Here is a 24361-nt window from a genome sequence, read left to right as displayed (position 1 = left end):
GCAGGCTTTTTTTATGCCTGCTTTTTTAATTTTATACATCTAAAAAACAAGTAGTTATACCTGATTTTAAATTCAAGTAAAAATCCCCTTACACAGTTAAGTTTACAATTTGTAATTTGTAAAATATTAACTAACCATTAAATTTTAAAACTTATGGAACAATTCTTAGGACAAATTATGATGTTTGCCGGAAATTTTGCACCACGTGGATGGGCCTTATGTAACGGACAATTATTAGACATTAATCAGTACACAGCGCTATACTCAATTTTAGGCACTACCTACGGTGGAGATGGTAGAAAAACATTTGCCTTACCCGATTTACAGGGGCGGGTGCCTGTACATTTTGGAAGAGGAGATGGTTTACAGAACATAACTCAAGGAGAAAAAGGAGGAGAAGCACAAGTTACGTTAAACGTATCACAAATGCCAACACACAAGCACAGTGCTATCATTCAAGCGGTTAATCCTTTACCTAGAGGTGTGGTTGCATCTCCAGAACCAAATAATGCATATAATTCACATGGCGGAGCTTACTCTACTGGTAAAAACATTGAAATGGCACCAGATGGTATTGCGGTTGGTGATGCTGGAGAAGGCCATTCACACAACAATATGCAACCTTTTCTAGGAATGAATTTTATAATTGCTATGAATGGTATGTATCCCGCAAGAGATTAATAAATAATTATAACCTAACATTAAAAACTATGAAACAAAATTACAAATTAAAAGCAACCCAAGCGCCATATACTATTTTAACCTGTGCTCTTATACTATTAAGTTACATAAGCACGGCACAAAATATAGTTTTCACCATCGATAATGCCGTAGATGCCGATGTTCTAGGAAATAGCAATCCACCACTTACTGAAACTATCATTGCTGGAGGTGACACTTATGTTTTATCTATTTTCCATATTAATGAATTAGAGCGAACCGACCCTGTGGCTTCCGGTAGTAGCGACTTAGTCTTCTATTTGGGTACATCAAATTCTAATGTAACACCATTTTTGTTGAGTATTACAAAAAACGGAGAGCCAAGCACTTTTAAACTTAATGGCATTGATTATGATGCTATAAACCCTGCAAGTGCTGGGCTAGCAAATCAAGACGACGACATAATATCTCCAATTAGTCTTTATTCGGGCTCTGGAGCATTAAACATTACCAACCCAACCAACGCCATGGGTATAACGCAAATTAAGATATTGGCATCAAATAATAACGATTTTACAAATATGGGATTTCATAACATTGATATCGATATTCTTGAAACACTTAGCATAGGAAATGATGTCGATTTAGATAAAGAACTGAGTTTATACCCAAATCCATCGCAAGGCATCATTAATATCGCAAATGGCACAAATGAAATAGAATCGGTTATAATTTCGGATATTAGTGGGAGATTAATTGAAACATTTCTTTTAAACGAAGCAACAACTTATACTTCTTTAGATTTAAGATCTAAGTTAACATCAGGAATTTACTTAGTATCTGTTATGTCGAAAAAAGCAACTGTTACTAAAAAGCTAATAATTAACTAATCACACATTTTATAGATAAAAAGCGTTTCTTTTTAAACAAAGAGGCGCTTTTTTTATGCTTCATATTATTCTTTAAGTTGAAAATTTTAAAATATTAGTCACCGATATAGATATTGAACCTAAAATTAGATTTGAATAACTAAAAACCTGCTTTACGCATTCAAAATCAGAACTAAGCGACTACTAATTAATTATAAATTTCATGTATTTATAATGCATAACAACATCTCGGACACATTGTTTGTCGAATCAAGAACCATATTATACAAAAAAAGCTGCCAGAGCAATTCCGACAGCTTTTTTTATAAATTATAAATTATTACTTATTTCTTTTTATTCTGGGCTTGCTTTTGTTGTTCCGCTTGCTCCATCATTTCAGCCATTTTTTTCTGAAATTTGTTTTGTTTCTTAGGCTGTTTTTTCTTCTCCTGAATTTGAGCATGAATTTTATCTTCGTCTAAAATAAAGTTCTTGATCACCAATATAATTCCAATACTAATTAAGTTCGAGATAAAGTAATATAAACTTAATCCAGACGCATAATTATTAAAGAAAAACAACATCATTATTGGGGAGAAATACATCATGTATTTCATCATTTTTGCCATATCTGGCATACCTTCTTGTTGTGGTTGCGATGCCGCTTGTTGACCTGTTGTTAACTGCATGTAAAAGAAAATAGCAATAGATGCTAACAAAGGAAATAAACTCACGTGATTTCCGTAAAACGGAATGTTAAATGGTAAATCGGCAATAACATCATAAGATGATAAATCGTCTGCCCAAAGGAAAGATTTTTGTCTTAAATCGAACGCAGAAGGAAAAAACTGAAATAAAGCATAAAACACAGGAAGCTGCACTAAAGCAGGCAAACAACCCGCCATTGGGCTTGCACCCGCTTTGGTTTGCAACGCCATAGTTTCTTGTTGCGCTTTCATTTTATTGTCTTTATGTTTTTCGCGAATAGCATCTAATTCTGGTTTCAGAATTTTCATTTTCGCTTGAGATAAAAACTGCTTGTATTGCACAAAAGATAATAATAATTTAATTAAAACCGTCATAGCTATAATAGCAATACCATATGGTAAAAAGCCTATTAAAAACCCAAATAACGGAGTAAAAATATAACGGTTAATCCAACCGAACAGCCCCCAGCCAAATGGTACTAATTCATCTAAATTACGATCATAAGCATTAACAACATCAAAATCGTTAGGACCAAAATATAAATCCATAGATTGATTAAGTTCGCCCGCTTGCAGTGCTAAAGGCATTTTAGAATCAAAATATTTGGTATAAACGGTATCTACAACTTCATCATCAACTAAGTTTTCCGATTTAATTTGTGCCGTTTTAAAAGCTGTATCTGTTAATAATACAGAAGAGAAGAAATGTTGCTTATACCCTATCCAGGTTACATCTTCCAACTCTTCATCAGCATCACGAGCGCCTGTATAATTGGCTTTACCATCTTCATACTCGTAATGAATATCTGTATATCTGTTTTCATAAGAAATACTTTTGGCATGTCTGTATCCTTTTAAATCCCAATCTAAATTAAGAACTTGCGAGCTATTAATAACATCGTTTAAACCTTGAGAACGCACGGTAAAATCGATCATGTAATCGTTAGGTTTTAACTCGTAACGGTATTCTAAAAATTTAGATTCTGATACTTTAAGTTTCATTGAAACTACTGTATTCTCTCCACTTTTAGTTACAGTTGGTGTAAAGTATAGATCTTTCGTATTTAATGTTCTGCTATCTGTAGTTCCAAAATTAATATTGAAATCTGAATTACGATCCTTTATTAAGTATATTGGAAGTGAATCGTAATTAACAAACTTTTTAAGTTGCACCTCTGAAAGGTAACCACCCTTATTGCTAAATTTTAAAGCAAAGACATCACTTTCAACAAGAGTTTCTTTATCCGATGCTATTGATGCAGCGTAAGCAAAAGCACCAAATTTACTTTTAAGACCAATTAATTGTAATGAATCTGAAACACCAGCAACTTTAAAATCGTTTGCCGTAATCACTTTAGTATCATCTTGCTTGGCACTATTTTCGGCAGCAATTTGTTCTTGCTTTGCTTTTTCTTGTGCTTCAAGCTCTTCTGGCGTTGGTTTATTCTGCCAAAGCATGTACGCTAATATCCCGAAAATAAGTACAAAACCAATAATCGAATTAACGTCTAATTTCTTTTCTTCCATGTATTCAAATTTTAGACCTGACAAATTAAAACATCTATCAGGCCTTATATCTATTATTTTTCTTAAATCAAAAAACTATCCACTATTCGTTTTGTGCCATCTTGGCACTTTTACGCTTTTTACTAAAGTTTAATCCTGCTTTTACAAAAGCTACAAATAAAGGATGTGGATTGGCAACTGTACTTTTATATTCTGGATGGTACTGAACACCAATAAACCAAGGATGCGAAGGAATTTCAACTATTTCAACTAAACCTGTATTTGGGTTTAATCCTGTTGCTTTCATTCCAGCTGCTTCAATTTGTTCTTTATAATCACTATTAAACTCATAACGATGTCTATGACGCTCGCTTATGCTTTCAGATTTATAAATATCACGAATGGTAGAACCTATTTTTAAATCGCAATCCCAAGCTCCTAAACGCATAGTACCTCCCATATCGGTAATATTTTTTTGTTCTTCCATTAAACTGATAACCGGATTTTTACAGTCAGGACTCATTTCTGTAGAATCAGCATCTTCTAATTTAAGCACGTTTCTAGCATACTCAATAACTGCCATTTGCATCCCTAAACAAATTCCGAAAAACGGCACATTGTTTTCACGTACATATTTTACAGCATCAATTTTACCTTCAATACCACGCTCACCAAATCCAGGAGCAACTAAAACACCATCTAAATGACCTAGTTTTAGTTTAGCATTATCTTCATTTATATATTCTGAGTGTACAGATTCAATATTAACCTTTACTTCATTTTCCGCTCCAGCGTGAATAAAAGCTTCTAATATAGACTTATAAGAATCTTGTAACTCTACATATTTACCAATTAAACCAATAGTAATTTCATACTTAGGGTTTTTATGACGATGTACAAATTTATTCCAATTAGAAATATCTGGAACGATACTTTCTAAGTTTAACTTTTTAAGAACAACCTTATCTAGCCCTTCTTCTAACATTAAATTAGGTACATCGTAAATAGTAGATGCATCTATAGATTGAATAACAGCTTCTTGCTTTACATTACAAAATAAAGCCAGTTTACGACGTAATTCTGTTGGCAATTGGTGCTCTGTTCTACAAACTAAAATATCGGCTTGTACACCACTTTCCATTAGTGTTTTTACACTGTGTTGGGTTGGTTTCGTTTTCAGCTCACCTGCTGCAGATAAAAATGGCACTAACGTTAAATGAATAACAATACCATTATCTTCACCTAAATCCCAGCGTAATTGACGCACAGCTTCTATGTACGGTAAAGATTCAATATCTCCAACAGTACCGCCTATTTCTGTAATTACAATATCATAATCGCCAGATTTACCAAGTATTTGTATACGTTCTTTAATTTCGTCGGTAATATGCGGAACTACCTGAACTGTTTTTCCTAGAAATTCACCACGACGTTCTTTTTCAATAACACTTTGGTAAATACGGCCAGTAGTTACATTATTAGCCTGACTTGTTGGCACGTTTAAAAAACGTTCGTAATGTCCTAAATCTAAATCGGTTTCGGCTCCATCCTCGGTAACATAGCATTCACCATGTTCATAAGGGTTTAAAGTTCCTGGATCGACATTGATATAAGGATCTAGTTTTTGAATTGTTACTCTATAGCCTTGTGCTTGTAGAAGTTTTGCGAGCGATGCCGCAATAATCCCTTTTCCTAGGGATGATGTAACCCCACCGGTTACGAAAATGTATTTTGCTGTAGTTGTCATGTTGCGCTTATAAACGCAGGCAAATTTACAAAATTTAAATAGTTATTTAGGAATTGTTTTAGGCTAATTTGAAAGTGATTGATTAATAATGAATTTGAAAAAATTGTAACCTTACATTTATTACCAAAAGAACTAACAAAAAAAAGAAATTCTTGTTAAGAAACAAACAACTTACAGTACTTCGAAATAATTTTAAATCTGTAATTTAAGCTAATAAAGCTTCTTTTAAAATAGTAATAGGATGCTTGGCAACACGATTTGTACCATCTTTAATTTGATGACGACAACTTGTGCCATTGGCAGAAATAACAGTACCTACAGCTGCTTTATTAATTGCAGGAAATAATGTTTGCTCACCTATTTGCATGCTTACATTATAATGCTCTTTCTCGTAACCAAAACTACCAGCCATACCACAACAACCACTCGGAATAATAGTTACTTTGTAATTTTCAGGTAAATTGAGAACAGCAAAACAAGATAACTGATTACTCTGTGATTTTTGATGGCAATGCCCATGAAATTTAATGGTTTTAGCTTCCGAAGTAAATTGCTCTTGTTTGATGTTCCCTAATAATACTTCCTTTTGAATGAATTCTTCAATTAAAAAGGTGTTTTTTGCAATGGACGCTGCTGAAATTTTATCATCTGCTAACTTTAAATATTCATCTTTAAAGGTTAAAATAGCCGACGGCTCAATACCTATTAGCGGTGTATCTTCGGTAATTATATTTTTAAATACTTCTATATTTTTATTTGCCGATTTTTTTGCTTGTTCGAGTAGACCTTTCGATAAAAATGTTCGTCCAGACTCCTCATTACTAACCATTTCAACCTTATAATTCAAAGCTTCTAAGAGCTCTAGAGCGTCTATTCCTATTTCTGTGTCTAAATAATTTGTAAACTCATCATTAAATAAATAAACCGTTTTGATATAGCTTTTAGAAGCTCTAATTTTAGAATGAATTTTATATTCTTGTTCTAAATTTCGTTTTGAAATTAATGGCAATGAGCGTTCGGGTGCAACACCAAATACATTTTTTAATATTGAAGATGTAAACTTATTTGAAAATATAAAATTGGTTACACTGGGCGTTATACTTCCTAATTTATTCAATTGATTATTGTAAGCAAAAAGTTTTGTTCTTAACGGTACACCATGTTCTTTTTGATATTGATATTGAAACTCTGCTTTTAAACTTGCTACATCAACACTACTCGGGCATTCCGAAGCGCAAGCTTTACAACTCAAACATAAATCGAAAACAGATTTCAACTCTTCATGATCAAATTTATTTTCTTTATCAGAATTTGTTAAAAACTCTCTTAACGCATTAGCACGGGCTCTAGTTGTGTCTTTTTCATTTCGTGTTGCACGATAACTCGGGCACATGGTTCCTCCAAATTCCGGTAATTTTCGACAATCTCCAGATCCATTACATTTTTCAGTTTCTCTTAAAATGCCCTGAGACTTGGAAAAATCGAGCATTGTTTTTATCTCAGGTTCTTTACGATCTACCTCGTAACGCAACGCTTTATCCATAGGAAAAGCATCTATAATTTTACCTTTGTTAAAAACATTATTTGGATCGAAAACCAATTTTATACGTTTTATTAATTGATAATTTTTGTCACCAATCATTAATGGAATAAATTCTGCACGTACTATACCATCTCCATGCTCGCCACTCATGGAACCTTTGTATTTTTTAACTAAATGAGCCACATCTGTTGTTATTTTTCTAAATAAAACAACATCTTCCGCTTTCTTTAAATTTAAAATTGGACGCAAATGCAATTCACCAGCTCCGGCATGCGCATAATATATAGCATCTTGGTTATAGCCCTTCATTAAAGCTGTAAACTCAGCTATATAACTTGCTAAATCTGGTAATGCAACGGCCGTATCTTCAATACACGCGGCCGATTTTTTGTCGCCAATCATGTTTCCCAACAAGCCTAACCCTGCACTACGTAAATTATTTGCTTTTTGAATATCATCTCCAAACATCACGGGATAAGCATAACTAAGTCCTGATGTTTTTATGGCTTCAACTAAAGCTAAACCTAGAGCTTCTACTTCGGCAACAGAATTACCTCTTACCTCGCACATTAGAATAGCTTTGGGATCGCCTTCTATAAATGCTCTGTTTTCTTCTTGGGTTTTATTTTGTTTTGTACAATCTAAAATGGTTTTATCCATCATTTCGCAATTGAACAAATTATGTTTCATAGTTAATTCTACAGCACTTAAACAGTTTTCTATACTATCAAAATGTGCCGCAACCATAATGGCTTCGCTCGGCGGAAGTTTATCTAATTTTAAAGTAATTTCAGTTGAAAAAGCCAATGTACCTTCACTACCAGAAAGCAGTTTACACATATTGAATTTCTCAGGAGTTTCCGAAAAAACATCCGATTTTATTAACTCATCAATAGCATAACCTGTGTTTCGTCTATGAATTTCTGGTTTAGGGAAGTTTTCAATAATTCGATTTTTTACTGTATCCTGCTTTAATTCTTCGTAAATCGATTTATAAATCTTTCCCTCTAAAGAGTTTTTTGTTGTTTTCTGAATAAAAATATCTTTGGTTAATTCGCCGAAAACAGCTTCACTGCCATCGCTTAAAATAGTTTCTAATTGTAACACTTTATCTCTAGTAACACCATATTGAATTGATGTTGTTCCAGATGAATTGTTACCAACCATACCACCAATCATACATCGGTTTGAAGTTGATGTATTAGGTCCAAAAAACAAACCATGAGGTTCTAAGAAATTATTAAGCGCATCGCGCACAACACCCGGTTGCACTTTTACAGTTTGCGCTTTTGCATCGAAATCTAAAATTTTGGTGAAATGTTTTGAAACATCAACTACAATACCAGTACCTACACATTGACCGGCAAGCGATGTTCCCGCCGTGCGCGGAATTAATGTAGTATTATTAAATTTAGCGAATCTAATAAGCTTTTTAATATCATCCTTATTTTTAGGATATGCCACCGCCATAGGCAACATTCTATATACAGAAGCATCGGTAGCGTAAATAGATTTTGACAAATTATCGAATAATAATTCTCCAGATAACTCCAGTTTTAAACTTGCTAAAGACATTTATTTTATAAAAAAAGATTAAATAACGACAGCGTGGCTTATAGAAAAAAAGCGCAAACTCATTAGAATAATTTATTGTTCTAATAATATCAAAGTTATAAGTTTTAATTAAAAACCGGCTTGCTAGTTGTGTTAATTTACATAAAATTCAAAAATGAAAATTTAAATTAATGGACATTATTTAAATAAGTATAAATTGTAACGTAATTATTTAGGATATTTACGTTGTATATTTCTAATTAAATCTTCCAAACCATTTAATTTAAGCTCATAAACTTGTTTTAGCATATCGCCTAGCTTTCCTTTGGGAAACCCCTTATTATGATACCAAACCACATAGTATTCTGGTAAATCGATTAAATATCGATCTTTATATTTACCAAAAGGCATTTTGGTATGAGCTAATGTTATCAGGAAGTGTTTATCTGGAACCACAGGTTTATTCTATAAGTTTATACTTGGAGAGCTTATTAAGTTCTACCTTAACATAAGACTGCCATTTTAGCTGCATGTCTCGATTTTTGGAATGGTCTGTTTCTTCATCGTAACGCCTTTGCATTATTCCTAATTCAGTGACATGCTGTTTATAAAGCGCTTTTAACTCCGCTTTAATTTGATTCGAAACTTTTAGCTCAGTAATTTCTTTTCTAAATTTTCTCGCAAACAACTCGGTTAAATCAAAATGTAATTGCTCGTGTTCTAAAATATAATCACTTGCCTTTTCTTTATGAAACCAAGATTTTTCGGTGCTAAAATAGGCATGAACTTCTGTTGTAAAACTTACAATATTAGAATTTAATTCTTTAAATGAAAAACCAAAGCGAATTCCAGATGCCGTTTCTGCAACTGCAACTGAATTCTGCTTTGGTTCTCCTTTAAAATCTAACCAAGACAACTTATAATCGTCTTGCCAAGAAATAACAGGTTCTATAGTTTGAAAACTTATAAAACAAAATAAAAAGGCTACTATTCTAATCATAATAAAAAAACAAACTTATTCAATATGATATAAAACCATTAGCTTATATCCTTAATTATTTCACTTCTATAATACGTAAATTTTGATGTTTTACTAAATAAATACTATCATTATAATATCCACCAGAGATATGCTTTTTGTAAGCGAATTTACTTTCAATATACTCTGTTAATGGCGACTCGTTAACAGATTCGTACAAACTGTTTGAAGATACTAAACGTAAAACCACATCCATCGTTAAATCGAAACCGCGAACAGCTCTTTTATTTGGTGTACTGTTATACAAACGTTCGTATTTTTTAACAAAACTATTTTCATTTTCATCAAACCATTTTGAAGTTGCTGCAAAATGAAAATTTAACTTAGATAAATGTTCGTTAGAAACCTGATCGTCTTCAAAAGCATCATTCATATTAGTTGTTACCAAAGTGATTTTCTTCTTATCTGTATTTTGTTGTCCAATTTCTACAGAATTATTAACCGAAGCCAATAAACTAGTAACGTTAGAAACAAAGCCTGGATTGGTAGTTTCTAAAAAAACGTAATTATTACCACTTTTTAACGAACCAACTATATCGTTAACAAGTACATAATTTTCATCTTGTCCTTTTTTATTTTTTCTCGAATAAACAATAGAAGCTTGATTAAAAGTACGTTTTAACTCATTTGCAACAGAGACTTGTTTGGAGTCTGCTACAATAATGACGTTATTACTTAAGCTATCTTTTTTTACAAAGTCTACTATTTTACTTTTTAGTAATCCCGTATTAGGTCTAGATTGAAAAACATTAGAGCGTAATTGTAAATCTGAACCAATTGGAGATACTACTGGTACATTATAAACTTGTAATGCCGAAGCAACTTTAGCAAATGTATTAGGCGTTAACGGGCCTATTACAGCATCTACATCACTAAAATCATTAGAACTTAAAATTCGAGACACTTCACTTACCTCGTATTTAGTATCATAAACATCTACTTTAAGTGAAATACCCAAAGCCTTTAAAGAATCTATAGCCATTAATACTCCTGATTGAAAATCCAAAGAAGCGTTTAAATACGGATCATTCTTTATACTTTTTTTGGTATCTGCAACCGTATCGAACTCAACACGATTTAATCTAAAAGGTAACATAACAGCAATATGTTTAGTGTTATAATCTTTTATTTTTACTTTCAAATCTGAAGCAACACCTTGATCAGTTGTGTTAACAGCGCCCGCTAAATTAGTATTTCCTTGTGGTGTTTTTAAAATCATTCCCACTTTTAATCCCGTTTCTTTCAATTCTGGATTTAAAGCTTCTAGCTCTTCTTGAGTTAAACCTAATTTTAATTTTAAGCGGTAAAAACCTTCTTTTGGTAAAACCTTATAATATCCATAAGTTTCGTCAACTTTCTTAATATCTTCTTTCTCTAAATTTGGAACATTAATTTGTTGTCCTTCTTGAAGTACATCTCCCATTTTAGGATTAAGCGCTTCTAACTCTTCTAAAGTAATCCCGAATTTATAAGCAATACGCCACTTACCTTCTTTAGCTTGCACCAAGTATGGCTTTGTATTCTTTACTTCTTCTACGACTTTAGTTTCTGTTAAAATAGGAATTTGAAGTTTATCTCCTTTACGAAGTGTATTAGCATACAGAAATTTATTGTACTTTTTAATATCATCTTCCGATACATCGTACTTTTTAGCTAAACTATATAGGGTCTCTTTACGTTTGGTTTTATGCGTTCTAAAACCTTTTAATTCCTTTACCGTGGTAACTGTTGGCTTATTGGCTTTAGAAATAGGAATAATTAAAATAGTATTTGCCTTTAATTCCTTTTTAGCGTCTGGATTTAAGGTGTAAATATCACTAGCTGTTACAAAATAACGCTGCGCAATACTCTCTACTGTTTCTCCTGCTTTTACTTGGTGTGTACTAAAATTTTGCGCATTTAATGTGCCGAAACTGCACACTAATGCTATTAAAATAATGGAAAAGAATTTACTCATTTATATTTTTTTAAAATGACCTAATTGATGCTTGTTTTTAAATCTATAGCACATAACATGCCAAAAAACGAACATCAATTAAGTATTAGTATTATTTGGATATACGTTCGGTTATAACAAAACAGCCAACTAATTCTCGAAAATTAAATCGATAAATTTTCTGCATGCTTCAACCAGACCCCAAAAAGATTAAATTTTATTTAACCTCCTATTCCCATTCAATGGTAGCCGGCGGTTTAGAACTAATATCGTAAACCACTCGGTTTACACCTTTTACTTTATTAATAATATCATTTGATGTTTTTTGTAAAAACTCGTAAGGTAGGTTTACCCAATCGGCCGTCATACCATCGGTGCTTTCTACAGCTCTAAGAGCAACACATTTCTCATATGTACGCTCATCGCCCATTACACCAACACTATTTACAGGTAATAACATAGCTCCCGCTTGCCAAACTTTATCGTACAGCCCCCACTCTTTTAAGCCATTTATAAAAATAGCATCTACTTCCTGAAGCATTTGTACTTTTTCGGCAGTAATATCACCTAAAATACGAATTCCTAAACCAGGTCCAGGGAAAGGGTGACGACCTAATAATTCTGGATCGATACCTAAAGTAGCGCCAACACGGCGAACTTCATCTTTAAAAATAGCACGAAGTGGCTCTACAATTTTGAGTTTCATGAAATCTGGTAATCCGCCAACGTTATGATGACTTTTTATAGTTGCCGATGGTCCGCCTGTGGCAGAAACACTCTCGATAACATCAGGATAGATAGTACCTTGAGCCAACCATTTTACATCGGTTAATTTGTGAGCTTCATCGTCAAAAACTTCTATAAAAGAATTACCAATCGCTTTACGTTTTTTCTCAGGATCTTCAAGACCTTTTAAAGCTTCTAAAAAACGCTCCGAAGCATCCACTCCTTTAACGTTAAGCCCCATACCTTCATACTGTTTTAACACCGAAGTAAATTCATTTTTACGTAACAATCCGTTATTTACAAAAATGCAATATAAGTTTTCACCAATCGCTTTATTAAGTAAAACAGCTGCTACGGTAGAATCTACACCTCCAGAAAGTCCTAAAACTACTTTATCGTTTCCTACTTTTTCACGAATGGCATCTACAGTTTCTTCAACAAAAGAATCTGGAGTCCAATCTTGTTTTAAACCAGCAATACCAACTAAAAAGTTTTCTAAAAGTTGTTTTCCGTCTGTAGAATGATAAACTTCTGGATGAAACTGAATAGCATAAGTTGTTTCTCCTTCTATTTTGTAAGCCGCATTTTCTACATCGTTTGTACTAGCGACTAAAACACCGTTTGTTGGTAATTTCTTAATAGTATCGGAGTGGCTCATCCAAACTTGACTACCTTCACTAATGTTTTTCACAAAAGGCTCATCGCTTTTTATAAAAGATAAATTGGCTCTACCATATTCTCTAGTATTGGATGGTGCCACTTCCCCACCCGAAAAATGGGCTAAATATTGCGCGCCATAGCATACGGCTAGCATAGGCTTTTTCCCTCTAATTTCTGATAAATCAGGATGCAGCGCATCTTCACCTCTTACAGAATTTGGACTTCCCGAAAGAATAACCGCCTTAAAAGAGTCTAAATTGTTTGGAATTTTGTTAAATGGATGTATTTCGGAGTAAATGTTGAGTTCCCTAACTCGACGAGCAATAAGTTGTGTGTATTGCGATCCGAAGTCTAAAATAAGTACCTTGTCATGTTGCATGCGCAAAAATAAGGATTGATTTTAAAATGACGAATTAGCACCGCAACTTTTTTAACTAAATTGTTAACAGTAAAAAATCGCCTTTTAAAGGTTGTAAATTTTCTATTAATATTGGTACCAATTGCTCGCCATATTCTAAGTAAAACTCAGAGAAATTAGTATTGCGCTCTTGTAAACTACCACCAGGAAAAAGTTCTGTTTGTAAATCTGTCATTCTCGAGACGGCATCTTTCAATTTCCGTTTTTGAGCTTTAAGCAAACGGTTTTCTAGATGCTCCAAGCCTTGTAACTGCTTTATTTCCTGAGCTTTTACTGCCCCTAAAAACGATTTATCAGTTTCTTCGGCAAGCTTATACATACCTTCAAACTGTTTTACTAAATGCTTTTTTTGTTCAGAAAAATCAATATCAATATTAGAAATTTCTCTAACTTTTTTATTAATGAAGGCACTGCGTTTTAAAAACACATCTTCTTTAGAAATATTTAATTTTCTAAGCTTTTTACTTTGACTTTCTGTTTGTATTAAAACGGAATTTCTTAATAACAAAACAGGAAAAGGCACATTTACGGTATTAAAATATTTTTTTAACTGAAACCAATACGCCAATTCTCCACCTCCGCCAATGTAACAAAGGTTTGGTAAAATCACTTCTTGGTATAAGGGGCGCATAATTACGTTTGGCGAAAAACGCTCGGGATAATTTTTTACTTCATCTAAAATCTCCTCTTTACTCCAGTTTATTTCTGTATTTAGAACTTTATATATATTGTTTTCAAAAACAATGCGTTCTCTTAAATTTTCATTTAAATAGAATAAGTTTATCTCTCTAGGGTTTACTTGCGCTTTATAACCTTCGGAATAGTTGTTTAAATCTTCTATAGTTTCCGTAACCGACTTAAACGATGTTTGGTTTAACAATTCGGTCTCTATAAAAGGGATAAACTCTTTTTTTAATTCTTTATGGTTAGCTTCAACTATTACTAAACCGTATTCTTGAAACACAGCGTTTGCCAAATATCTAGTCGCATCAGCTAGATTATCATGTTCTAAATAGGCTTTTTCAAAAAGGCCTTTTAAATACTCAGCATTTTTAGTATGTCCTATTTCATTAGAAAATACTTCAAAAACTTCCGCTAAACCATCTGTCGATAATTCTCCAACAGCTCCACTAGCATCCTTATTCCATTGTACTTTTTTTCCTCTGAAATTAAAATAGTTTATCTCTTCAAAATCATGATCTTCTGTTGCCATCCAATACATGGGCACAAAGTTCTCATTTGGATATTTTTCTTTTAATGCTTTAGAAAGATTAATAGCCGATACAATTTTATATAAAAAATAAAGAGGTCCAGTAAATAAGTTTAATTGGTGTCCCGTAGTAACTGTAAAGGTGTTTTCTAATTTTAATAAATCTATATTTTGAAGCGTTAACGCAGATGTTTCAACTTTTTTATACTGCTCTGTTAAAACATTATGCAATATATATCGAGATTCTGGAGTAAAACTGCCACCCTTTTCTTCTATTTGATTTTTGAAATTATCAAGATTTGGAAAACGGTTATAAAAAGGTTTTAACCCCTGATTTTCATCAAGGTAATCACAAATTAAACTAGAAAAATATCCTGTGTTTTTAAACGAAATACAGTCTGCTGGCATATTAAAATAAATAGAGTTTACAAATATAAGCTTATTCAATTTTGCAATTCTAAAAATTTCGTTAAGAATTAAAAAGGAAATTGAACTAGATAATATGTCGTATTAAATTTAAGAAACATTCAATTTATATTAAGTTAACATTTCTATACATTATTGTAAATACTATTAATCTTTAAATAACTTTTTTAACACTAAGGTTACTTAAAATTAAAACAAGCACAGCAGTTAGTTAACATGGTTCTTTAGTGGAAATTATAATTTTGAATCGAATTAATTAACCAATTTTATATATTAAATGATGAACAAGTACATTAAATTATTTTTATTCCTTTTTGTTGTAACATCAACAAGTACGGTATTAGTTAGCTGTGATGCCGAAGATGGAAAAGACGGTATTAACGGTGTAGACGGAAAAGATGGCGAAGATGGAAAAGACGGTGAGGATGGTGAAGATTTTACACCACCTGAAGATATGTTTTCAAACAAATCGTCTTTAGCGCCTTTAGTAAAAATGCATTCAGATTTTAGCACTGTTGAAGCCTTTTCTTTAATTAGTTCTACCGATGTTCTTTCTAACGGTTTTCGTTTAGTTGGAGCTCAAGATGGTGCAGGATTTTTAAAAGATGGTGAAGAATACATCTATATAGTAAATGCTGAAGATGACTACGCTGTTTCTAGAATCCGTTTTGATAAAAACCTTAATCCTATTCAAGGAGAGTGGTTATTAAATAGTGGTGTTGCCGATTACGCAAGACAATGTTCTGGTACTATGTGGGAAGCTGCTGTACATGGTGGTGATAAAGATATCTTTTTATCTGCTTCAGAAAGTTACGCTTACGATGTTAAAGGAATCGATCCTTGGATTGAGACGCCTACTCCTACTGCCGATTTCGGCTTAGATGCTTTAGGTGAATTTTCTTGGGAAAACGCTGTGCCTTTACCAAAAAGTACTTATGCTGGTAAAACCGTAATAATTGGTGGTGATGATGATTCTAGCGGATCTGAAGGTCAAGTAACAATGTACTTATCTGAAAATGGTGATGCAGATTTAGAAAACGGAAAAATTTATGTTTTGAGATTTAAGCAAGTTTCTGACGGAGCTGGTGGATTTATGGATGTTGCTCCAGATCAGGTTTATAATGAAGGTAGTTTAGATTTTCAAAAAACTTACGATATCGAATTTGTTGAAATAGTAGATGGTGCTGCTTTAACAAAAAACGAAATGGAAACAGCTTGTACAAATGTATTTGCTTCTCAATTTATGCGTGTTGAAGATGTTGATTATAGAAAAGGTAGCGATGCTAATGCAAGAGACGTATTTTTTGCTGTAACAGGAAGAGGTCCTGGAAGAGGAACTTACAACGATTGGGGAACTGTGTACAAAATTGAACTTAATGAAACTAACCCATTAGAAGGTAAATTAACTCAAATTATTAGTGGAAATACCGATACTAATAACCAAGACGGTAACGTATCTGAATTACAAAGTCCAGATAACATTTGTGTAACAGAAAACTACGTGTACACACAAGAAGATCCAAACTCTTTTTCTAGAAATCATGCTGCTCAAATTTACCAATCAGATTTAGACGGTAACAGTACAAAAGTGGTTTTAGAATTAAAAGTTGAAAATAACTTAGACCCAACAGGTTCTTCAGGATTTTCTGGTGAGTTTGGTGCTTTAACAGATATCTCTGATAAAGTGGGTGTGCCAGATACATTCATTTTAAACTTACAACCACATTACTGGGAAAGCGATGCTTTTGTTTCTAGCAGTTTACCACATAACCAAGGTGGACAAATTGTATTACTAAAAGGCTTAGCTAGATAGTAAACACTATATTTTTTTAATATTAAGAATCTTCATTTTCGCAATGAAGATTCTTTCATTTTTATAACTTTCACACATGTTTCGATATTTAAAATCGCTATTTTTCTTAATAACCTGCATTTTCGCAACATCATGCCAGCAAAACAAAAAAGAGACTATTTCTGTAATAAATTGGTCGGCCGCACAAAATTATTACTCACAAAACATAGATATAGCTCTAAATTATTTGGATAGCTTAGAAGCTGAAGGTATGCACGGTAAAAAAGCCAAAACGTATTTCGCATTATCGCGAGTTGCTTTCAAAAAAGCAGAGCCTTACGCTTCGTATTTAAATCCGGAGGTTGGGCACAGAGCAAACGGTCCTGCCCTACCTATTTATAAAGAAGACACTGGTAAGATTATAAAACCTGTTGGTTATCAAAAAATAGAAGAGAGCATTTACGATCATGAAACTACCGAAGCCGATTTTACTCAAGAGCTATACGTGCAAAAAGGCATGCTTTCTAACCTGAAAAAAGCAATTGAAAAGCGAGAGCTTAATCCGCAACGCTTCTTCATTGCTACACACCAACAACTACTGCGTATTGTAAGTTTGGCTATATCTGGTTTTGATACGCCTGTAAGCCATTTGGGGATTAACGAAACCATTGTTTCATTAGAAAGTTTACAAACGGTCTATAAGTCTACAATACAAAATAGTATTAAACTAAAGAATGAAAAATTAGATACCGATTTTAATACAAATATTGAGAAAGCCATTGCTTTTATTAACAAAAATCAAGATTTCGATACTTTTGATCGTTTTACTTTTACACGAGATTACGTAAACCCTATTACTAGGAATTGGGTTGATATTAGAAAATCTAGCGCACTTTGGGAACCAATAAACACAACACCTTTTAATTTTGATGCACCTACTTTTTTTGAAAGTGATAGTTTTAATTTAAACTATTTTACAGCTGCTATCAACCAAAACCCAACTGAGAAACAGATTACTTTAGGAAAAAAACTATTTTCAGATCCTAGACTATCTGAAAATGGAAAAATGGCTTGCATTACCTGTCATTTACCTAATAAAGGCTATGCCGATAATATCGCGCTAAATTTAGATAATCAAGGTAAACCATTGCTACGAAATACACCAACGCTTATAAATACAGCATTTCAGCAAAGTTTCTTTTTAGATGGACGCTCAAACACCTTGTTAGATCAAATTTCATCAGTGTTTACCAACGATAAAGAATTCAATTCTGATGTGCATAAATTCTCTAATGCTATTTTAAAAGATTCTACATACACCAAACTTTTTAAAGATGCCTTTGGTAAAATCTCATCAAATAACACCGATGTTATTAAGGCTATTTCGTCTTACATTTCAACATTGAATGGTTTCAATTCTAAATTTGATAAAAACATTAGAGGAGAAGAAAATAACTTTACGGATGAAGAAAAACTTGGGTATAATTTATTTATGGGAAAAGCCTTATGCGCTACTTGCCATTTTGTACCACTTACAAACGGGACCGTTCCACCATTTTTTACAGAAACAGAAAAAGAAGTTATTGGTGTTCCTGAAACAGCCGAAAACAAAGAATTAGATGACGATTTAGGTTTTTACTGGAGTTATAAAGAAGAACTACACAAAGGTATGTTTAAGACCCCTAGCATTCGTAACGTTGCCCTTACAGCGCCTTATATGCACAATGGTGTTTATGATAATCTAGAACAAGTGGTTGAATTTTACAACCTTGGTGGCGGTGGTGGATTAGGTTTCGATTTAGAACACCAAACCTTACCATTCGATGAACTTAATTTAACTTCTGAAGAACAAAATGCCTTAGTCGCTTTCATGAAAACCTTAACAGAAACCATAACGGATAACTACAACTAATATAAACAACTATATACTAGACAACTATATTCTCAAAAAGTTAAAAGGTTTTGAAATCATTCTACTTTTTTGTATCTTAAAACGGACTAAATCTTTTTAAATACAGAACGTTATGAAATTTCAAAACCTTTTAAAATTAATTGCGTTAAGTGTTTTAATTGTGCTAACCAATACGCTCACTGCACAAAGTAAAACGTTTATAAAGGAGATTAAAGGTCTTGTTGTAGATTATAAAACTAATAGTCCGTTAGTATATACAAATTTAGTCATCAGCGGTACAAATGTTAGTACGGTGTCAAATTCCGACGGCGAATTTATTCTAAAAGTTCCAAAACATTTAAACGATAGTACCATTACTATTTCACGATTGGGTTATGAAACGAAAGAATTAAAAATTTCTGACTTTAATAAAAAAATCAAATTAATACCTGCCATAACTACGTTAAATGAAATTAGCATAAAAATACATGCCGATGCCGAAGCTCTAGTAAAAGCCACATTAAGTAAAAAAAGCACGCTTTACAATAATAGTAATACTTTAATGACGGCTTTTTATAGAGAAACCATAAAGAAGCGAAGAAAAAACGCCTCGTTGTCTGAAGCCGTTGTACATATACATAAACAACCGTATAATACTTTAAGAAGAGACGCTATAGAACTTGTAAAAGCAAGAAAAAGTACCGATTACACAAAATTAGATACTCTTGCTTTAAAATTACAAGGTGGTCCTTTTTCTAATTTATATACAGATATTATTAAGTATCCTGAATATATTTTTACCGATGAAGATATGCCGCTTTATAATTTTAGTTTTGATAGTTCTACGCAAATAGATAATAAGCAAGTTTATGTAATAAACTTTAAACAAAAAACAAATATTATAACGCCACTTTATTACGGGAAGCTCTACATAGATTCCGAAACTTTAGCACTTACCAGCGCGGTTTACAACTTAAATGTTGAGAACAAAGAGCTATCGAGTAAAATGTATATACGTAAAAAACCTCGTAGGGTTGATGTCTATCCAACCCAAGCTACATATCGTGTTAATTATAGAACTCAAAATGGTAAATGGCATTATGCTTACAGCAATATTGCGCTAACTTTTAAAGTAAATTGGAAAGGCAAACTATTTAACAGCACTTATACATTAAATAGTGAAATGGCCGTTACAAACTGGAAAGAAAGCAACACAAAAACAATAAAATCTAGAGAAAAAGCCATTAGACCTACTACTATTTTAGCCGATGAAGCCTCTGGTTTTTCCGATCCTAAGTTTTGGGGTGAATACAATATTATTGAACCCGAAAAATCAATAGAATCGGCTATTAGAAAAATTCAAAAACAACTTAAACGCACTTAATATTTAGCATTTATTTAAATACTTACAATAGTTACACAGCGTAATTACAACAGTATATAAATAGACTTTAACACTTGGAAGCTTTAATTATAGCACTAAACATTTCGCTAAAGTTTTCTCGTAAATTTTTTCATATTGAGGTACAATTTCATGTAAATCAAACTTCAAAGCTTCTTTTCTTGCATTTTCTTTAAAGGTTTTTAAACGATTATCATCGCTCAAAATGTGTATGGCATTTTTGCTCATATCTTCAATATCACCTACTTCACTTAAATACCCAGAAACACCATGAACGTTTACTTCTGGAATTCCGCCTGTATTACTAGAAATTACAGGAACACCAGATGCCATAGCTTCTAAAGCTGCTAAACCAAAGCTTTCTGTTTGAGAAGGCAATAGAAATAAATCACTGAAGCATAGAATTTTATCTATTTCATTGCTTCTCCCGAAGAAAATTACTTTATCTGTAATCCCCAACTCAGCACATTGTATTTCCATTTTTTCCTTTTCTGGTCCTTCACCAATGAACATGAGTTTAGCTGGCATTGCTTTTTGAATATTATAAAACACACTAATAACATCTTCTATCCGTTTTACCGGACGTAAATTACTAATATGTGTTATTATTTTTTCGTTGTCTTTAGCCATCATACCACGCTGACAATCAGTAATGCCATGATGTTTATATTTTTCTAAATCTATAAAATTAGGAACAACCTCAATGTCGTTTTTTATATCAAATAAACGCAAAGTATCTTCTTTTAAACTAGCTGAAACTGCAGTTACAGCATCAGATTTATTGATGCTAAAGGTTACGGCTGGTTTATAAAACGGATGGCTACCAACCAGAGTAATATCTGTACCGTGCAGAGTTGTTACTATCGGTACGTAAATATCTTCTTCAATTAACATTTTCTTTGCCATATAAGCCGCGTATGCATGTGGAATAGCATAATGTACATGAAGTATTTCTATTTTGTGCAACTTCACCATATCCACCAACTTACTAGATAAAGCTAACTCGTATGGTTGATAATGAAATAAAGGGTATTCTGGAACATTTACTTCATGATAGTGAACGTTATTACCTAATAATTCCAATCGCACTGGTTGGTTATATGTAATAAAATGAATTTCGTGACCTCGCTTAGAAAGCTCTAAACCTAACTCTGTTGCTACAACACCACTACCTCCAAATGTTGGATAACATACTATACCTATTTTCATTCTCTTCAATTTAAAATTTTAATCTTCAATCGCTTCGTAAATTAAACGCTGAATTTCTGTTCTAATATTTTCTTTTAACAACAAGTTAGAACCCGCATTTGGATAGGTTCTATTAGCTAGAAATACGTAAACAATCTCTTCATCTGGATCTGCCCAAGCATAGGTTCCTGTAAAACCGGAATGCCCAAAACTTTTCATAGATAAACAACCACATGTTGGCCCTGCTTCTCCTAACTGAGGTTTATCAAAACCAATACCTCTCCTATTATTTTTATCTTCAAAATAACGTGTATTAAACTTATCTACGGTTTCTTCTTTTAAATAACGCTTACCACCGTAAAACCCTTTTTGCAAATACATTTGCATAATTTTAGCAACGTCATTGGCATTACTAAAAATACCGGCATGGCCACCTATACCATCTTGCATGGCGGCGCCCATATCGTGAACATACCCATGAACTTTTTGAAAACGATAATAATTATCCTCTTCTGTTGGTACTATTTTTTTACTGCTTATTTTATGATAAGGATTGTACATTGTATAATTTGCACCTAAAGACTCATAAAAATGTGCTTGAGTTAATTGTTCCAACGTTCTGTCGTAATACTCTTCAATAAATTTCTTTAAAATATAATAAGGAAAGTCACTATAGCGATACCTTAATCTATCTAACAACTCCGAGTCTTTAATAATCTTCGGTAAAGAATCTTGATAATCAGTTCTTAAGAATAAGTTTTTAGCCACTTCAACATTAAACTCTGGACTTCTAATTTTTCTATAATATTTTGTACTTGGGCGTTTGGTTACCGTATCTAGTGTATGATAATAAAAAGGTTCCCACGGACGTAATTGCGCATAATGCGACAACATTTTCTTAAAAGTAACATTCTCCTTATTCGAGCCTTTATATTCCGGTAAAACTTCTTCTAATTTAGTATCGAGCGTAATAACATTCTGCTCTTCTAATTCCATTACTAACGGCAGCGTTGCTAATATTTTAGTTAAAGATGCTACATCGTAAATATCATCAAAACCCACTTTTTCTTTTCCGTTATAGGTATGTTTTCCAAAGTTTTTGTTATAAATCACTTTTCCTTTTCTGGCAACTAAAAGTTGTATTCCAGGTGTCATTTTATTATTTACAGCATAATTCGCTATGGAATCTATTCTATTTAATTTTTTAGAACTCATTCCTACACGTTCTGGAACAGTATATCCCAAACGCTTTATCGCATCAATATCTATACCCTCGCCAGCATTATAAAATTGACCAATAGAAACTGGAAGCGTACCTTTTGAAGCAATAGCCCCAAATATAAGTTGAGCAGATTTTTGTTGTGCAATGGCGCTATTTTGATAACTAACAATAACACTCTCTATATTTGCCATAGTTCTTAAATCGGCAAGCGCATATGGCTTAACAAATACATCTAAGATTACATTGTGAGACCTAGAAATTTCGTGTAACCAACCAATCTCTTCTTGAGTAAATTTATAGCTTTTCCAAGGGTTAGCATTAGACCTATGCAAACCAATAATAACAGTATTATAAGGCTCTAACCTACCCATTAACTCCTCTAAGTTATTCCCTTTTACGGCATGTACTTTACCATACTTTTTAAGTTCATTAAAAAACACATCGCCAGAATCGTCACCTAAATTAACATAAGCTATCGATTTAATTTCTAACTTTTTTAAAGGAACTAAGCTATTCTCATTTTTAACTACAGTAATGGCATTTTCCAGGAGTTCTTCATATAAAATATCATCTTCTGGTCTATTTAAATCTCTTCTAAGGTTATTTAAACTAATGGGTTTATAATTTTGTAAACCAACTTTGTACTTAGCCATTAAAATCTTTTTAACCGAAAGTTCTAATCGCGCTTCTGTAATTTCACCTCTGTTATACGCTTCTTTTATTTTAGAAACGCCAATACCAACATTTTCCGACATGAGCATCACATCGTTTCCAGCCTTAAAAGCAGCTAAATCAATATCGCCCGTTTCATCAAAATCGGCAGCGCCTTTCATGGTTAATGCATCGGTAAAAATCAAACCTTTGAAACCTAATTTTTCTTTTAAAATATCGGTAACAATATGTTTTGATAAAGATGAAGGCACTCCAGAATTATCTAAACCTGGTACATTTAAATGTGCAACCATAACGCTAGAAAGCCCTTCCGTTATTAACTTTCTATATGGGTATAACTCTATTGAGTCTATTCGTTTTTCATTAAAACTAATGGTTGGCAAGGTTAAATGCGAATCTTGATCCGTATCTCCATGACCAGGAAAATGCTTTGCATTAGCCAAAACACCTGCACCTTGCATCCCTTTCATAAAAGCAGATGCTTTTCGCGTTACATTATCCCGATCTTCACCAAAAGAACGATTGCCAATTATTGGATTTTTAGGGTTGGTATTAATATCTACAACTGGTGCAAAATTAAAATGTACTCCTAAACGCTTACAATGCTCGCCAATATATCGACCGGCTTCTTCAACTAATTTATCGTCTTTTATAGCTCCCAACGTCATGTTCCATGGAAAAGCATATGTAGAATCTAGACGCATACTTAAACCCCATTCGGCATCCATACCAACTAAAAGTGGAATTTTAGATAATGCTTGCAATTGATTATTAAGCTTAGCCTGACGGTAAGGTCCGCCATTAGAATATATAACACCACCAATATGATTGTTCTTTACTAAATTTTCGACCTTAACTTTTGTTGCCGCACTTTGGTTAGACATAACTTGAACCATATACAGCTGTCCAATTTTTTGAGATAAAGATAACGAGGAATACACGCTATCGACCCATTTGTGTTGTGCTTGAGCATTGGCAGTTTCTAAGGGATTCTTAGAGGTTTGACCATAAATAGAAAGTGCAGAAAACAGACAGAGTATGGTAGATTTTATATGACGCATAAAAAGAATTAATTAAGAAAGTATTAGTAATTAAGTATAGTACTAATAATCATGCCAAAATAATACTTTTAAAAAGAAGATGAAAAGACTTTAAGATAGATTTATACAGAAGTTTGTAACAGCTTTAAAATC

At 32.9% G+C, this 24361-nt stretch carries 15 protein-coding genes; 5 read left to right on the top strand and 10 right to left on the bottom strand.

What is annotated here, in order from left to right; all coding sequences use genetic code 11:
- The first annotated feature begins 153 nt into the window (after positions 1-153).
- Both ACJJV4_RS06890 and ACJJV4_RS06885 read left to right on the top strand, forming a co-directional pair.
- On the top strand, positions 154-681 hold the full coding sequence (locus tag ACJJV4_RS06890; protein ID WP_405292785.1) for a phage tail protein: 528 nt from the start codon (positions 154-156) through the stop codon (positions 679-681).
- 29 nt (positions 682-710) lie between these two features.
- On the top strand, positions 711-1550 hold the full coding sequence (locus tag ACJJV4_RS06885) for a T9SS type A sorting domain-containing protein (RefSeq protein WP_405292783.1): 840 nt from the start codon (positions 711-713) through the stop codon (positions 1548-1550).
- A 323-nt stretch (positions 1551-1873) separates the two neighbouring features.
- Here ACJJV4_RS06885 and yidC read toward each other — a convergent pair whose 3' ends face one another.
- The 8 genes from yidC to bshC all read right to left on the bottom strand — a co-directional run bounded on the left by yidC (position 1874) and on the right by bshC (position 14983).
- Complete coding sequence (gene yidC / locus ACJJV4_RS06880; protein ID WP_405292781.1) at positions 1874-3763, bottom strand: membrane protein insertase YidC; 1890 nt, start codon at positions 3761-3763, stop codon at positions 1874-1876.
- Between the two features lie 82 nt (positions 3764-3845).
- On the bottom strand, positions 3846-5489 hold the full coding sequence (locus ACJJV4_RS06875; RefSeq protein WP_405292779.1) for a CTP synthase: 1644 nt from the start codon (positions 5487-5489) through the stop codon (positions 3846-3848).
- A gap of 205 nt (positions 5490-5694) precedes the next feature.
- Entirely contained in the window at positions 5695-8607 is a 2913-nt protein-coding gene (locus ACJJV4_RS06870; RefSeq protein ID WP_405292777.1) for an FAD-binding and (Fe-S)-binding domain-containing protein, read from the bottom strand.
- A gap of 207 nt (positions 8608-8814) precedes the next feature.
- Entirely contained in the window at positions 8815-9042 is a 228-nt protein-coding gene (locus ACJJV4_RS06865) for a DUF3820 family protein (protein WP_074936106.1), read from the bottom strand.
- Between the two features lie 4 nt (positions 9043-9046).
- Positions 9047-9586, bottom strand: coding sequence for a DUF922 domain-containing protein (locus ACJJV4_RS06860; RefSeq protein WP_405292775.1), 540 nt, complete (start codon positions 9584-9586; stop codon positions 9047-9049).
- A 55-nt stretch (positions 9587-9641) separates the two neighbouring features.
- Positions 9642-11582 (bottom strand): LysM peptidoglycan-binding domain-containing protein, encoded by a 1941-nt coding sequence (locus ACJJV4_RS06855; RefSeq protein ID WP_405292773.1) that lies wholly within the window; start codon positions 11580-11582, stop codon positions 9642-9644.
- Positions 11583-11790: 208 nt separating this feature from the next.
- Positions 11791-13326, bottom strand: coding sequence for a glutamine-hydrolyzing GMP synthase (guaA, locus tag ACJJV4_RS06850; RefSeq protein WP_405292771.1), 1536 nt, complete (start codon positions 13324-13326; stop codon positions 11791-11793).
- Positions 13327-13381: 55 nt separating this feature from the next.
- Positions 13382-14983, bottom strand: a complete 1602-nt coding sequence (bshC, locus tag ACJJV4_RS06845; protein ID WP_405293028.1) for a bacillithiol biosynthesis cysteine-adding enzyme BshC — start codon at positions 14981-14983, stop codon at positions 13382-13384.
- Positions 14984-15278: 295 nt separating this feature from the next.
- Here bshC and ACJJV4_RS06840 point away from each other — a divergent pair, with 295 nt between their 5' ends.
- The 3 genes from ACJJV4_RS06840 (at position 15279) to ACJJV4_RS06830 (ending at position 20068) form a co-directional block, all read left to right on the top strand.
- Positions 15279-16814 carry a hypothetical protein gene (locus ACJJV4_RS06840; RefSeq protein WP_405292769.1) on the top strand — a complete coding sequence of 512 codons (1536 nt, stop codon included), beginning with the start codon at positions 15279-15281 and terminating at the stop codon, positions 16812-16814.
- Between the two features lie 76 nt (positions 16815-16890).
- Positions 16891-18705, top strand: coding sequence for a cytochrome-c peroxidase (locus ACJJV4_RS06835; RefSeq protein WP_405292767.1), 1815 nt, complete (start codon positions 16891-16893; stop codon positions 18703-18705).
- A 112-nt stretch (positions 18706-18817) separates the two neighbouring features.
- Entirely contained in the window at positions 18818-20068 is a 1251-nt protein-coding gene (locus ACJJV4_RS06830) for a carboxypeptidase-like regulatory domain-containing protein (protein WP_405292765.1), read from the top strand.
- Between the two features lie 87 nt (positions 20069-20155).
- Here the strand turns inward: ACJJV4_RS06830 and bshA are convergent, their stop codons facing one another.
- Both bshA and ACJJV4_RS06820 read right to left on the bottom strand, forming a co-directional pair.
- Entirely contained in the window at positions 20156-21295 is a 1140-nt protein-coding gene (gene bshA / locus ACJJV4_RS06825; protein ID WP_405292763.1) for an N-acetyl-alpha-D-glucosaminyl L-malate synthase BshA, read from the bottom strand.
- Positions 21296-21313: 18 nt separating this feature from the next.
- The gene (locus ACJJV4_RS06820; RefSeq protein WP_405292761.1) at positions 21314-24229 is read right to left on the bottom strand and encodes a glycoside hydrolase family 3 N-terminal domain-containing protein; all 2916 of its coding nucleotides are present in this window, start codon (positions 24227-24229) and stop codon (positions 21314-21316) included.
- Between the last annotated feature and the right edge of the window lie 132 nt (positions 24230-24361).

Origin of the sequence: Algibacter sp. Ld11, from assembly GCF_045066735.1 — a bacterium.
GTDB lineage: Bacteria > Bacteroidota > Bacteroidia > Flavobacteriales > Flavobacteriaceae > Algibacter.
Note: the sequence above shows the minus strand (reverse complement) of the source record. Positions and strands in the feature narration are given on the sequence as shown.

Coding starts and splice junctions, on each gene's coding strand:
- ACJJV4_RS06875 (WP_405292779.1), bottom strand. CDS start 5,489: ATGACAACTACAGCAAAATACATTTTCGTAACCGGTGGGGTTACATCA.
- ACJJV4_RS06890 (WP_405292785.1), top strand. CDS start 154: ATGGAACAATTCTTAGGACAAATTATGATGTTTGCCGGAAATTTTGCA.
- ACJJV4_RS06840 (WP_405292769.1), top strand. CDS start 15,279: ATGATGAACAAGTACATTAAATTATTTTTATTCCTTTTTGTTGTAACA.
- ACJJV4_RS06830 (WP_405292765.1), top strand. CDS start 18,818: ATGAAATTTCAAAACCTTTTAAAATTAATTGCGTTAAGTGTTTTAATT.
- ACJJV4_RS06860 (WP_405292775.1), bottom strand. CDS start 9,586: ATGATTAGAATAGTAGCCTTTTTATTTTGTTTTATAAGTTTTCAAACT.
- ACJJV4_RS06870 (WP_405292777.1), bottom strand. CDS start 8,607: ATGTCTTTAGCAAGTTTAAAACTGGAGTTATCTGGAGAATTATTATTC.
- ACJJV4_RS06835 (WP_405292767.1), top strand. CDS start 16,891: ATGTTTCGATATTTAAAATCGCTATTTTTCTTAATAACCTGCATTTTC.
- yidC (WP_405292781.1), bottom strand. CDS start 3,763: ATGGAAGAAAAGAAATTAGACGTTAATTCGATTATTGGTTTTGTACTT.
- ACJJV4_RS06855 (WP_405292773.1), bottom strand. CDS start 11,582: ATGAGTAAATTCTTTTCCATTATTTTAATAGCATTAGTGTGCAGTTTC.
- guaA (WP_405292771.1), bottom strand. CDS start 13,326: ATGCAACATGACAAGGTACTTATTTTAGACTTCGGATCGCAATACACA.
- bshC (WP_405293028.1), bottom strand. CDS start 14,983: ATGCCAGCAGACTGTATTTCGTTTAAAAACACAGGATATTTTTCTAGT.
- bshA (WP_405292763.1), bottom strand. CDS start 21,295: ATGAAAATAGGTATAGTATGTTATCCAACATTTGGAGGTAGTGGTGTT.
- ACJJV4_RS06820 (WP_405292761.1), bottom strand. CDS start 24,229: ATGCGTCATATAAAATCTACCATACTCTGTCTGTTTTCTGCACTTTCT.
- ACJJV4_RS06885 (WP_405292783.1), top strand. CDS start 711: ATGAAACAAAATTACAAATTAAAAGCAACCCAAGCGCCATATACTATT.